The organism is Paenibacillus silviterrae (assembly GCF_030167925.1).
Taxonomy (GTDB): Bacteria; Bacillota; Bacilli; order Paenibacillales; family NBRC-103111; genus Paenibacillus_G; species Paenibacillus_G silviterrae.
Map to the genome: position 1 here is coordinate 1,235,246 of NZ_JASKUT010000001.1, position 12,704 is coordinate 1,247,949.

Annotated in this window: 11 protein-coding genes; all 11 read left to right on the forward strand. The window is 51.0% G+C overall.

The features are described 5' to 3' along the window. The first annotated feature begins 22 nt into the window (after positions 1-22). A complete protein-coding gene (gene dpsA / locus QMO62_RS05355) occupies positions 23-922 on the forward strand; it encodes a dipicolinate synthase subunit DpsA (protein WP_284639128.1) in 900 nt (299 codons plus the stop codon). Then, positions 919-1,512, forward strand: coding sequence for a dipicolinate synthase subunit B (locus QMO62_RS05360; RefSeq protein WP_284639130.1), 594 nt, complete (start codon positions 919-921; stop codon positions 1,510-1,512). The genes dpsA and QMO62_RS05360 overlap by 4 nt, the downstream gene beginning before the upstream one ends. A gap of 43 nt (positions 1,513-1,555) precedes the next feature. Continuing rightward, positions 1,556-2,596, forward strand: coding sequence for an aspartate-semialdehyde dehydrogenase (locus tag QMO62_RS05365; protein ID WP_284639132.1), 1,041 nt, complete (start codon positions 1,556-1,558; stop codon positions 2,594-2,596). Between the two features lie 87 nt (positions 2,597-2,683). Continuing rightward, complete coding sequence (gene dapG, locus QMO62_RS05370) at positions 2,684-3,907, forward strand: aspartate kinase (RefSeq protein ID WP_284639134.1); 1,224 nt, start codon at positions 2,684-2,686, stop codon at positions 3,905-3,907. A gap of 14 nt (positions 3,908-3,921) precedes the next feature. Next, positions 3,922-4,785, forward strand: a complete 864-nt coding sequence (dapA, locus tag QMO62_RS05375; protein ID WP_284639136.1) for a 4-hydroxy-tetrahydrodipicolinate synthase — start codon at positions 3,922-3,924, stop codon at positions 4,783-4,785. Between the two features lie 204 nt (positions 4,786-4,989). Continuing rightward, the gene (locus QMO62_RS05380; protein WP_284639138.1) at positions 4,990-6,669 is read left to right on the forward strand and encodes a ribonuclease J; all 1,680 of its coding nucleotides are present in this window, start codon (positions 4,990-4,992) and stop codon (positions 6,667-6,669) included. 164 nt (positions 6,670-6,833) lie between these two features. Continuing rightward, on the forward strand, positions 6,834-7,580 hold the full coding sequence (locus tag QMO62_RS05385) for a ClpP family protease (protein WP_284639140.1): 747 nt from the start codon (positions 6,834-6,836) through the stop codon (positions 7,578-7,580). Continuing rightward, a complete protein-coding gene (locus QMO62_RS05390; RefSeq protein ID WP_284639142.1) occupies positions 7,577-7,804 on the forward strand; it encodes a YlzJ-like family protein in 228 nt (75 codons plus the stop codon). Before QMO62_RS05385 ends, QMO62_RS05390 begins: the two co-directional genes overlap by 4 nt. 69 nt (positions 7,805-7,873) lie before the next feature. Continuing rightward, the gene (locus tag QMO62_RS05395) at positions 7,874-10,411 is read left to right on the forward strand and encodes a DNA translocase FtsK (RefSeq protein ID WP_284639144.1); all 2,538 of its coding nucleotides are present in this window, start codon (positions 7,874-7,876) and stop codon (positions 10,409-10,411) included. 99 nt (positions 10,412-10,510) lie between these two features. Beyond that, on the forward strand, positions 10,511-11,308 hold the full coding sequence (gene sleB / locus QMO62_RS05400; protein ID WP_284639146.1) for a spore cortex-lytic enzyme: 798 nt from the start codon (positions 10,511-10,513) through the stop codon (positions 11,306-11,308). A 93-nt stretch (positions 11,309-11,401) separates the two neighbouring features. Continuing rightward, positions 11,402-12,703, forward strand: a complete 1,302-nt coding sequence (gene yfmF, locus QMO62_RS05405) for an EF-P 5-aminopentanol modification-associated protein YfmF (RefSeq protein ID WP_284639148.1) — start codon at positions 11,402-11,404, stop codon at positions 12,701-12,703. The last annotated feature ends 1 nt before the right edge of the window (position 12,704 follow it).

Below are 12,704 nucleotides of genomic sequence, written 5' to 3' on the forward strand. Positions count from 1 at the left end.
GATTTAGAAAGAGGTGAAAGGGATGCTGACCGGATTACAAGTGGCCATTATCGGAGGGGATGCGCGTCAATTGGAGGTCGTACACAAATGCTCGGAGCTCGATGCCACCGTGTTCCTCTTCGGCTTTGACAACCTGAGCAACCAATTCAGCGGAATCACCAAAGCGGAGCTGTCGCCGGAAGTGCTCCAAGGGATGGATGCGGTGATCCTCCCTGCCGTAGGCACCGATGACGAAGGACAGGTGGAGACGTTGTTCTCTTCTGTCGTATTGAAATTGACCGACGAACATATCGCCGCACTGCCGAAGCATGCCAAGGTGTTTACGGGCATGGCGAAGCCTTACTTACGCAAGCTGTGCACCAAATACTCTATTGAGCTGATCGAACTCTTTAGCCTTGATGACGTGGCGATTTACAATTCCATCCCTACAGCGGAAGGCGCGCTGATGATTGCCATACAGAATACGGATATCACAATTCATGGATCTAGCTGCATGGTCCTTGGCTTCGGCCGTACCGGCGTGACCATGGCAAGAACCTTGCAGGGCATCGGAGCAAGAGTCCAGGTCGGGGTGAACCGCCCCGAATATTATGCGAGAGCACATGAAATGGGCTTGAACCCATTCTATACCTCGAAGCTGATGAGTCATGTCCGTGACGTCGATCTGCTGTTCAACACCATTCCCTCGATGATCATTACCGCCCAAGTGATCGCCCATATGCCGCATCGGGCCGTTATTATCGATCTGGCCTCCAAGCCGGGGGGGACGGACTTCCGGTTTGCGGAGAAGCGGGGGATCAAAGCGATCCTGGCGCCGGGCTTACCCGGCATTGTCGCTCCGAAGACGGCGGGCCGCATAATGGCTGACTCGATGTCCAGAATCATCATGGAAGATGCCCGAACAAGGAGGAATGCGGAATGAATTGGCAGGGAAAAACAGTAGGGTACGCATTGACAGGGTCTCATTGCACGTTTGCCGAGGTGATGCCACAAATCCAGCGTTTTGTGGATGCCGGGGCAAAAGTCATTCCAATTGTATCCAATACGATCATGACAACGGATACCCGATTCGGTACGTCGGAAAATTGGCAAAAACAGTTGAAAGACATCACAGGAAATGATATTATTTCTTCAATTGTAGATGCTGAGCCGTTAGGCCCTTCGAAGCTGCTCGACGTAATGGTCATTGCGCCCTGCACGGGCAATACGACGAGCAAGCTGGCCAATGCGATGACGGAAAGTCCGGTACTGATGGCCGCCAAAGCACAGATGCGCAATCAGCGTCCTCTGGTGCTGGCCATTTCCACGAATGACGGTTTGGGCTTGAATGCGATGAACGTAGGTAAGCTGCTGATCACGAAGAACATTTACTTTGTGCCTTTTGGTCAGGATGCGCCGACGGCGAAGCCGAATTCCTTGGTGGCCCGTATGGATCTGATCATGGAAACGTGCGAGGCGGCGTTAATGGGCAAGCAGCTGCAGCCGATGTTGATTGAACGGTTTAATTATTGATTACCCGGCATTATATATAATTTATTAGGGGAGAGACGTACTAATGTCCAGTCAAAAGCTTTTTAACGTCGCAGTAGTTGGCGCAACAGGTGCCGTAGGAGAACAAATCATCCGTTTGCTTGAAGAACGGAATTTCCCCATTAATGAACTGAAGCTGCTTTCTTCGGCTCGTTCCGCTGGCAAGAAGCTGAACTTTAAAGGCCAAGAGATCACATTGGAAGAAGCAACACCGGATAGCTTCAAGGGCGTGGAAATCGCTCTGTTCAGCGCCGGCGGCGACGTCAGCCGTACGCTGGTGCCTGAAGCTGTCAAGCACGGTGCCGTATGTATCGATAACACCAGCGCATTCCGTATGGATCCGGAAACTCCGCTTGTCGTACCGGAAGTGAACTTTGACAAAATTAACGAGCACAAGGGCTGCATCGCCAACCCGAACTGCTCGACGATTCAAATGGTGCAAGCGCTGAAGCCGCTGTACGACCGTTACGGCATCTCCCGCATCATCGTGTCCACTTATCAGGCCGTTTCCGGTGCCGGTGCGAGCGCCATTGCCGAGATGCTTCGTCAATCCAAGGAGGTTCTGGCCGGCAACGCGGTGGAACCGCAAATTTTGCCGGTTGGCTCCTTGCCGAAGAAGCACCAAATTGCTTTCAACGCGATTCCGCAAATCGACAAATTTGTCGATAACGGATTTACGTACGAAGAAATGAAGATGATTAACGAAACGAAGAAAATCATGGGCGATGAATCCCTTGAAGTGACGGCAACCTGCGTTCGGGTTCCTGTCGTTTACGGTCACTCCGAGTCGGTATATGTGGAGCTGAAATCCGATTTCGACATTGACGAAGTGAAACAGCTGCTTGCCGATGCTCCGGGTATCGTGCTGCAAGACAATCCGGAAGAGCAGCTGTACCCGCTTGCTACGGACGCAGCAGGTAAGCTGGAGACGTTCGTAGGCCGTGTGCGCCGCGACCTAAGCAATCCGCGTGCGCTTAATATGTGGATCGTGTCCGACAACCTGTTAAAAGGCGCAGCCTGGAATGCAGTTCAAATTGCTGAATATATTGCTATTGAGCAAAAGTAATGATCGAAACTGGCTTCCTTCACAAGAGGAAGCCAAGCTTTTGCTTAAGAGTTTGACGGCAATTTCTGACTGAAAGGGGAAATCTTCATGAAGATTCTGGTGCAGAAATTTGGGGGCACCTCCCTTTCCACAGCCGAAGCCAGAGCACATGTCATACAACACATTAAAGATGCGTTACAGCAACAGTACAAGCTAGTCGTCGTCGTATCGGCCATGGGGCGGAAGGGTGAGCCTTACGCTACGGATACCTTGCTCGATTGGATCCGGAACAATGGAGACAGGCTGCCTGCGAGAGAGAAGGACCTGCTGCTCTGCTGCGGGGAAATTATTTCTGCTGCGACCCTGTGCAGCTTGCTTCATGCCGATGGGATCCGGGCCACGGCTTTAACCGGTGCTCAAGCGGGCTTCTTGACGAATAATGATTACGGCAATGCCCAGATCATATCCGTCCAGCCTAAACGGGTGCTGGAGCTTCTAGAGCAAGGTCAGGTTGTCATCGTGACCGGGTTCCAGGGAGCGACCAGGTCGCAAGACTTCACCACGCTCGGACGAGGCGGTAGCGATACGTCAGCAACCGCGTTAGGCGTGGCACTCAAGGCGGAGCTGGTCGACATCTTCACCGACGTGAACGGTATATTGACTGCGGATCCACGCATAGTAAAAGAAGCGCAGCCTCTATCGGTCGTCTCGTATACGGAAATATGCAATATGGCCCATCTGGGAGCCAAGGTCATTCATCCCAGAGCGGTCGAGGTGGCCATGCATGCCAACCTCCCCGTACGTGTTCGCTCGACCTTCACGAAGGATACGGGAACGCTAGTGACGCATTCGAATGCCATTCAGGAAACGGATCACGTTCAGGATCGGTTAATAACGGGGATTGCGAACTTCTCCAATATCACACAAATTCAAGTAGCTGCGGCGGACGGAAGTCTTGATCTTCAGCTGAAGGTATTTAAAGCAATGGCGGATGCGAAAATCAGCGTTGATTTCATCAATGTGAATCCGTCTGGCGTTGTATATACCGTGTTTGATTACGAATCGGATAGAGCACTTCATACGCTCCGGGAGCTGGGGTACGAGCCGAGGCTGACACCGCATTGCGCCAAAGTTTCCATCATTGGAGGCGGAATGAACGGAGTACCCGGCATTATGGCGCATATCGTCGAAGCGCTGACAAAAAACGATATTCAAATCCTTCAATCGGCCGACTCGAATGCAACCATTTGGGTCCTGGTTCAAGGCAAGGACATGGAGAATGCGGTTCGAGCGCTCCATTCCCAATTTCAGCTTCACAAAACAAGAGAGTAGGAGGAGAGGCACCTGTGGATTTCGGCAGATTAATTACCGCTATGGTGACCCCATTTGACAATCAGCTCCAGATCGATTGGTCGCAAGTGGGCAGCATCATGGATCATCTTATTGAAAAGCAAGCCAGTGACAGCTTAGTCATTTCCGGCACGACGGGCGAGTCTCCCACGCTGACGGAGGAGGAGAAGCTGAAGCTTTTTGAGTACGCCGTTACACACTCGAAGGGTCGAGCGAAAATTATCGCAGGTACGGGAAGCAACGATACGGCGCATTCGATCCATTTATCGAAGGAAGCGGAAAAGCGCGGGGTCGACGCGCTGCTCTTGGTAGCACCTTATTACAACAGACCGTCCCAAGAGGGCTTGTATCAGCATTTTAAAGCGATTGCAGAGTCTGTCCGGATTCCTGTGATGATCTACAATGTTCCTGGGCGTACAGGCGTCAATATCGATGCTGCTACAACAGTGAGGCTCTCCCATATCCCGAACATTGTGGCAACCAAGGATTGCGCAGGAACGGATCAGTTGACGGAAATCGTTCGAGACGCAGCTCCAGGTTTTCTTGTTTACAGTGGAGATGACAGTGCCGCCTTGCCTGCCATGTCAGTCGGGGCGCATGGAATTGTCAGCGTAGCCAGTCATGTGGTAGGGAATGAAATGAAGCAAATGATCAACGCCTTCCTGCAGGGAAATTTTGCAGAGGCTGCACGTCTTCACGGTCAGCTGCTTCCTGTGTTTAAAGGTCTGTTCACCTTCCCAAGTCCGGCTCCGGTGAAGGCTGCATTGAATTATAAAGGGTTGCCTGTAGGAGGCGTCCGATTGCCGCTCATCCAAGCCACTGAAGAGGAAGGACGCTATATAGCATCTCTGTTCCAGTGATAGATGTCAGGGGAAACCGGTGCCGGGGACGGCATCGGTTTTACTTTTTTCGGATACAATAGGCAGTAATATAGTTGTAATGATGGTTTACTTGTAATTCCCTATTTTAATCATGTATAATGATGGCAAGTGACTGGTGCGGTAGATTTTGGTTTGCAGCTCATACTTGAATCGTCGTCAATTACATAGAGGAGGTTTATTTCATTGTCAAAGAAGAATATAGATAAAGTTACGATTTTTGCCCTGGGCGGCGTGGGTGAAATCGGTAAGAATATGTATGTAGTTCAATATGCAAACGACATCGTAGTCATTGACTGCGGTTTAAAATTTCCGGAAGAGGACATGCTGGGGATCGATATTGTGATTCCGGACATCTCCTACTTGACGGAGAATCGCGATAAAGTAAGAGGTATTGTCATCACTCATGGACACGAGGACCATATCGGCGGACTTCCTTATGTGCTCAAGCACTTGAATGTTCCGGTTTATGCCACGCGTTTGACGATGGGTCTTATTGAAACGAAGCTGAAGGAAGCGAACCTGCTTGGTGATACGAAGCGGATTGTCATTACAGCCGACAGTGAGCTGAAGCTGGGCAATACCCTGACGGCGACCTTCTTCAAGACGAACCACAGTATTCCGGATTCGGTCGGAGTTTGTGTGGAGACACCAGAAGGCAATGTAGTTCATACAGGAGACTTTAAGTTCGATCAGACTCCCGTAAACGAACAATATGCCGATCTGCATAAGATGGCGGAGATCGGTCGCAAGGGTGTACTGGCCCTTCTCTCGGATAGTACGAACTCGGAGCGTCCAGGCTATACAGGATCAGAGAAAAGCGTAGGCGTTGAGATCGAGGAAGTATTCCGTAAGGCGAAGCAGCGCGTCATTATCGCTACGTTTGCTTCGAACATTCACCGGATTCAACAGGTTATTGACGCGGCCGAAGCTACCAGACGGAAGCTTACGGTTATTGGGCGCAGCATGGTGAATGTCGTAAGCATCGCGCATGAACTGGGCTACTTGCGGATACCGGACGGGATGCTGATCGAACCGGAAGAAATCAACAAAATGGCAGCCGATCGCGTGGTCATTTTGTCGACAGGCAGCCAAGGCGAGCCGATGTCGGCCTTGACGAGGATGGCGCGGTCCACTCATCGTAAAGTGGATATATTGCCGGGGGATACCGTTATCATCGCGGCTACACCGATTCCAGGTAACGAGCGTTATGTAGGCAGAACAGTGGATGAACTCATGCGGATTGGCGCACACGTCATCTACGGCCCTGGCTCCATTACAGGAGTACACGTTTCGGGACACGGAAGCCAGGAAGAGCTTAAGCTGATGTTGAATCTGATGCGTCCTCGTTACTTTATTCCGATTCACGGTGAATACCGGATGCTTCGACAGCATGGATTGCTTGCGGAATCTGTCGGCATTCCGAAGGAAGACATCTTTATCGTCGATAACGGCGAAACCGTGGAGATTCAAGACGGCGTAGCGCGCAAGGGCTCCAAGGTAACGGCAGGCAACATTCTCATTGACGGACTGGGCGTGGGGGACGTTGGCAACATCGTGCTTCGTGACCGCAAACTATTGTCGCAGGACGGCATCCTGGTAGTCGTTGTGACACTTAGTAAGCAGGACGGAACGATTTTGTCCGGACCGGACATTATCTCCCGAGGCTTCGTTTATGTACGGGAATCCGAGGGATTGCTGGATGAAGCGAACCGGATTGTAACGAATACGTTGCACCGATTAATGAATGAGAACGTGAACGAGTGGGCATCTCTCAAAACACATGTGAAGGATGCACTGGGACGATTCCTCTATGAACAAACCAGAAGAAGACCGATGATTCTACCGATCATCATGGAAGTCTAATATCTCGCATTAGTCACTTAACCCATTAGCAAATAAAAACGAAAATTCAAGCTTCCTGCAGCCTGAGAAGGCACACGCAGGAAGCTTTTTCAATGCCGCGCATATCCTGCATCTGGCTGAATCATACTAGAAGAGTACATTTAGCCAACGGGGGGACGCAAACCATGCCTAATTTTTCGAACGTGGACAGCAACAAGCAGGAGCAGCCAATGTCCGAGGAGGACAAGAAGAACGCAACTGTGGAAAGCATTCAACAGCTTGGGGTAACGAGCCCGGCGACAACCGGGGAATCCAATATTTTTTGTTTGAACATTATTGGGCAGGTAGAAGGACACATCGTGCTGCCGCCGCAAAATAAAACGACGAAGTATGAACACCTCATCCCGCAGCTGGTTGCCGCCGAGCAAAATGCGAAAATTGAAGGAGTTCTCATTATTCTTAACACAGTTGGCGGCGATGTAGAAGCAGGCCTCGCGATCGCTGAGATGATTTCGACCTTGTCGAAGCCTTCCGTTACGCTTGTGCTTGGCGGAGGTCACAGCATCGGTGTGCCTATCGCGGTTTCTTCCCATCACTCCATTATCGCGGAAACAGCAACTATGACGATTCATCCGATCCGCTTGAACGGGTTAGTCATCGGGGTACCGCAAACGTTTGAATATTTGGACAAAATGCAGGAACGCGTCATTCGCTTTATCACTAGTCATTCAAAAGTGACGGAGGAAAAAATAAAGGAGCTTATGTTTAAGACCGGTGAGCTGACCCGAGATATCGGGACTACGGTCATTGGTGCCGATGCCGTAAAATACGGCTTAATCGACCGTGTAGGCGGAATTGGGGATGCCATTCGCGAGCTGAACCGCCTGATCGAGGAGCGGCGCAAAACGAAAACGGAGGGCCCTCTCCAATGACGCTATATACCATATTGCCTATCGAGTCTGTCCTGCAGGGTATGGAAGAGATGGAGAAGGAAACTTATGTGGAGCTTAACCTTAACGGGATCATGATGCAGGTGAAGCCTTTAAACGGCCATCAAGCCTCTATTGTGAGACTGCTCAGCTGCAATCCGCAGGACTTCCTTAATCCGCAATATACTCCTGGACGCATTATTGAATTTCAGCCGGTTGGTATTTGAAAAACATAGCACGCTCATTCTGCTCACACCCAAACTATGGTATAATACCAACTTGGGGGTGAGCTTTTCTTGTCTAGAAGGAAGAAGCAAAGCAAAGGTTTGAAGGCGAATCTGAAGTTTGAATTATACGGCATCGTGATCTTAACGCTTTCGATTATTGCCTTATCCCGGGAGGGCTCAGTAGCCCGCTCGTTAACGTATTTGTTCCGTTTTATGATTGGAACTTGGGATTTTATCGTGCCGCTGCTTTTTATTTATGTCGGTCTCTTCGTTATGATGAAACGGGAATGGCCGATATGGCGGACGAGCCGCAAGGCAGGGCTGCTGCTCATTGTGCTCGCTTTGCTGCTGATGAGTCATATCAGCCTGTTTGCCCAGCTGTACCCGAAGGGACAATTTACAGCAGGTCAAATCATGTCGCAAACGTGGAACAGCATGGTGAACGGACTGAGTCCGTCTGGGAAAGGACAAGCCATTCTTACTTATGAGGTAGGCGGAGGGATAGTCGGTGCTGCGCTATACAGCGTATTGTATTTTCTCTTCAGCCAGCTTGGGGCGAAGCTCATTCAATATATGCTGTTTATAGCCGGATTTACATTAATGACGGGCTGGTCGCTTACCGATGTGCTGCAGCGTTTAAGAGGACGTAAGTCGTTTGCGGATACGCTGCTTGGACAATACATAAGACAAATGCTGGCGAAACGGGAGCAGGCCAAACAAACGGCCTTGGCAAAGGCCAAGAAGAAGCAGCCTGCAACGACCTTTGTTCCGGTCGATGACGAGGAATTCGATGAGGAGAATTTTCGTCCTGAACGCAAGGAGAAGAAGATTGCGAAGAAGCGCCCGCTGTTCTTCGATCTTCTTCAGCCGAAGCCTGCCGAGAAACGGGCGAAGGCAGAGAAGAAGGGAGCTCCCGCTGTTGTCGAGGAGGCTGATGAGGAAGTTTCGGTTTACCGGGCGGACGATTTGCCGCTGGACCGATTGGAAGAGGACGAGCCGGGGCAGGATCCTGCGATCCCCGTCATTCGTGATTTCCAGGAGCACGTGAAGAGTGAGGCCGTTACCTCATCTGCTTCTACCGCTGTTCCGGTTCAGCCAACACCTCCCGTATCCCACGCCAAGGAGGAGCCTTTAGGGGATGAGGCTGCCGAGGACTTCGAGGTCAAGAACAAGCCCTTAGCCGTCCCTTACGTACTACCGTCCTTGCAGCTGCTCGCGAAGCCCAATATGGGCAAAGGCGCCGATTCCTTAGATTACAAGGCTGTGGCGCGAAAGCTTGAGACTACGCTCGAGAGCTTCGGCGTTCGGACCAAAGTGCTCGAGGTTGTCAGGGGGCCTTCGGTGACACGATATGAGATTCAGCCTGATGTCGGTGTGAAGGTAAGCCGAATCGTCAGTTTGACGGATGACATTGCGCTTGCCCTTGCTGCCAAGGATATTCGTATGGAAGCGCCGATCCCCGGTAAATCCGCGATCGGTATTGAAGTGCCGAACACGGAGGTATCGATCGTGACCATGCGGGAGGTCATGGAAACGGCCGCCTTCCAGGATGCCGGGTCAAAACTGTCGATTACGCTTGGCCGCGATATCTCGGGCCAGCCGATCGTAGGCAATCTGGCCCGTATGCCTCACTTGCTTGTAGCGGGTGCAACGGGGTCCGGTAAATCTGTATGTATTAACGGGATTATTACGAGCGTTCTTTATAAGGCAAAGCCGGATGAAGTTAAGTTTCTGATGATTGACCCTAAAATGGTGGAGCTTAATGTGTACAACGGCATTCCGCATCTTCTTGCACCGGTGGTTACGGATCCGCGCCGGGCTTCGCTGGCGCTTAAGAAGGTCGTTGTCGAGATGGAAAAGCGATATGAGCTGTTTTCCAAGAGTGGCACGAGGAATATTGAAGGCTACAACAATATGCTGCTGGAGACGCAGACCGGCGCACCCCTTCCTTACATAGTAGTCATTGTGGACGAGCTTGCGGATTTAATGATGGTTGCCGCGAATGACGTGGAGGATTCCATCACACGTCTGGCCCAAATGGCGCGTGCCGCCGGTATCCATCTTATTATTGCAACACAGCGGCCGTCCGTCGATGTAATTACGGGGGTCATTAAAGCGAACATACCGTCCCGTATTGCGTTCGGAGTATCCTCCCAGGTGGATTCCAGAACGATATTGGATATGGTAGGGGCGGAGAAGCTGCTTGGGCGCGGGGATATGCTGTACCTTCCAATGGGAGCTTCCAAGCCTGTCCGGGTACAAGGCGCTTTCCTATCCGATCAAGAGGTGGAAGCTGTCGTGAACTTCGTTCGCACCCAAGGTCAGGCTAACTATGTTGAGGATATGGTCCCTCACGTAGAGGAGCAGCAGGATGTCCAGAACGAGGTCGAGGATGAACTTTATGATCAAGCGGTACAGATCATCTTGGAAGCGAAGCAGGCGTCCGTCTCGCTGCTTCAGCGGCGCATGAGAGTAGGTTATACCCGTGCGGCTCGCCTAATCGATACGATGGAAGCCAAAGGCATTGTCGGTCCTTACGAGGGCAGCAAGCCGAGAGAGGTTTTAGTCACGTTAGAACAATACCATATGAACCGTATGAGCTCTTAAGCTGCTTGCTGTTTCCAGCTTGAATAGAAGCTTACCGCCTTTCTCATAATAACCTTAAAAAGGTTGTCCATTACGATTGTGGGAAAGGTGAGTAAGCAGATGAACAAGCGGCTAGTTTTCATTACGGTTTGTTTGGTTTTTGTTCTTTTTGCAGGGTATCACATGACGCATCGCATGAACAACGTAACACAAACGTTCAGCGCGAATGAAATCCGTTACGGTGCTACAGGGTCAGATGTTTATGAGCTGCAGGGACGCTTGAAATATCTCGGGTTCTATTATGGCAATGTGGACGGCGATTTCGGCTACAACACGTTAAAATCGCTGAAATGGTTCCAATCCGAGTTCGGGTTGACGGTGGATGGCGTTGCAGGAGCCAAAACGAAGCTGAAGCTGTGGGAGGCAACCAAGAACTACAAGCCCACTGCAGCTGAGCTACCTGGCGGGGGCGGAGCTGCCGCTGGCGGTGGTGCTGGAGCCGGAGCCGGTACGGGCGGCACCGCACATACAGCGGGGATGACCGGCGCGACGCGTCTTGGTTTATCACAGCAGGATTTGGATCTGATGGCTAATGCGGTACACGGGGAAGCCCGAGGCGAGCCATATATCGGTCAAATCGCCGTGGCAGCCGTTATTTTGAACCGTGTGGAGTCAGCAAGCTTTCCTAATACAGTGTCAGGGGTTATCTTCCAGCCGGGAGCGTTCACTGCGGTAGCCGACGGTCAAATTTGGCTTACACCGAATGAAACCTCGCGTAAAGCAGTACAGGATGCCCTAAGCGGCATGGATCCGACTGGAGGCTGTATATATTACTTTAACCCGGTGACGGCCACATCCAAATGGATATGGTCAAGACCGCAGGTGAAGCAGATCGGCAAGCATATTTTCTGTATGTAATGATTGGAAATGTCTCGAGAAGAAGTAACCCCAAGCGGTTGCTTCTTCTATTTATGAAGGAATATAATGGATATGCAAGAGAGGCGGGGTAGAATGAAAGGAGCGGTTGCTTTGAAAACCATTCAATTCGAGCGAAGCGCGGTCCGAAATATTCGGGTTCATGTGCTTCCGACAGAGCAGTTTAAGACATTTGCCATTTCCGTCTATGTAGGGTGTCCCCTTCAGGAGAAAAGTGTCACCCAAACCGCTTTAACCCCTTTTGTTCTGCGCAGAGGGAATGAGACGTACCCTGATACGAAGCAGTACCGGGAACGACTGGATGATTTGTATGGAGCCGGGTTCGGGTTCGATATCTATAAACGCGGAGACCAGCAAATGGTTCAATTCCGGATGGACGTGATTCAAGACGAATTTGTTTCCAGCAAAGAGTCGTTACTTTCGGAAGCGATGAAGTTTCTGGGAGAGACAATGACTCGCCCTGCCCTGGAGAACGGTGCCTTCGTCAAGAAGTATGTGGATTCTGAGAAAACGACGCTGCAAAAACGGCTGGAATCGATTATCAACGATAAAATCAAATACGCCGCCGAGCGCTGTATTGAAGAAATGTGTAAGGAGGAGCCATACCGGCTTCATCCGCTTGGGAAGATTGAACAGCTCGGGGCTATCGAGCCTTCGTCGCTGTACGCCTACTACCGCAATTGGCTTGAAGCGGCACCAATCGATGTTTATGTAGTAGGGAATACGACGCTGGAGCAAGTGGTACCGCTTATTGAAAAGCACTTCGGTTTGGAACGCGGTCAGGCAGCCGGATATTCCGGCCGGATCGAGCATCGGAGCGTACATGAGGTACGTGAGGTAATTGAGCGTATCGATGTGAATCAAGGGAAGCTGAACATGGGGCTGCGCGTATACACTACCTATGGAGATCCCGGTTATGCTACGGCATTAATGTACAATGGAATTTTGGGAGGATACCCGCATTCCAAGCTGTTCACGAACGTCCGGGAGAAGGCGAGTCTGGCCTATTACGCATCGTCGCGATTAGACGGGCATAAGGGAATTATGACGATTCAGTCGGGGATTGAAATCGGCAATTATGAGAAGGCGGTTACTATCATCAAGGAACAGCTTCAGGCGATGCAGGATGGCCAAATCAGCGATGTGGAGCTGGGACAGACGAAGGCGATGATTACAGGTCATCTTCGTGAGCTGCAGGATTCGGCGTTTGAATTGATCTCCTTCGACTTTAACAACGTTCTCTCAGGGGCGGATCGTACGGTGCCTTCACTGATTGAGCAGATTGAGGCGGTATCGAAAGCGGATATTCAAGCGCAAGCGCAAAAAGTAAAGCTGGATACGATCTATTTCCTTCGCGATAGAAAGGGAGGAGAATAAA

What these genes read in the sequence shown, in the direction of transcription:
- dpsA (WP_284639128.1), top strand. Translation starts at nt 23, where the DNA reads ATGCTGACCGGATTACAAGTGGCCATTATCGGAGGGGATGCGCGTCAA.
- QMO62_RS05360 (WP_284639130.1), top strand. Translation starts at nt 919, where the DNA reads ATGAATTGGCAGGGAAAAACAGTAGGGTACGCATTGACAGGGTCTCAT.
- QMO62_RS05365 (WP_284639132.1), top strand. Translation starts at nt 1,556, where the DNA reads ATGTCCAGTCAAAAGCTTTTTAACGTCGCAGTAGTTGGCGCAACAGGT.
- dapG (WP_284639134.1), top strand. Translation starts at nt 2,684, where the DNA reads ATGAAGATTCTGGTGCAGAAATTTGGGGGCACCTCCCTTTCCACAGCC.
- QMO62_RS05385 (WP_284639140.1), top strand. Translation starts at nt 6,834, where the DNA reads ATGCCTAATTTTTCGAACGTGGACAGCAACAAGCAGGAGCAGCCAATG.
- QMO62_RS05390 (WP_284639142.1), top strand. Translation starts at nt 7,577, where the DNA reads ATGACGCTATATACCATATTGCCTATCGAGTCTGTCCTGCAGGGTATG.
- sleB (WP_284639146.1), top strand. Translation starts at nt 10,511, where the DNA reads ATGAACAAGCGGCTAGTTTTCATTACGGTTTGTTTGGTTTTTGTTCTT.
- yfmF (WP_284639148.1), top strand. Translation starts at nt 11,402, where the DNA reads ATGAAAGGAGCGGTTGCTTTGAAAACCATTCAATTCGAGCGAAGCGCG.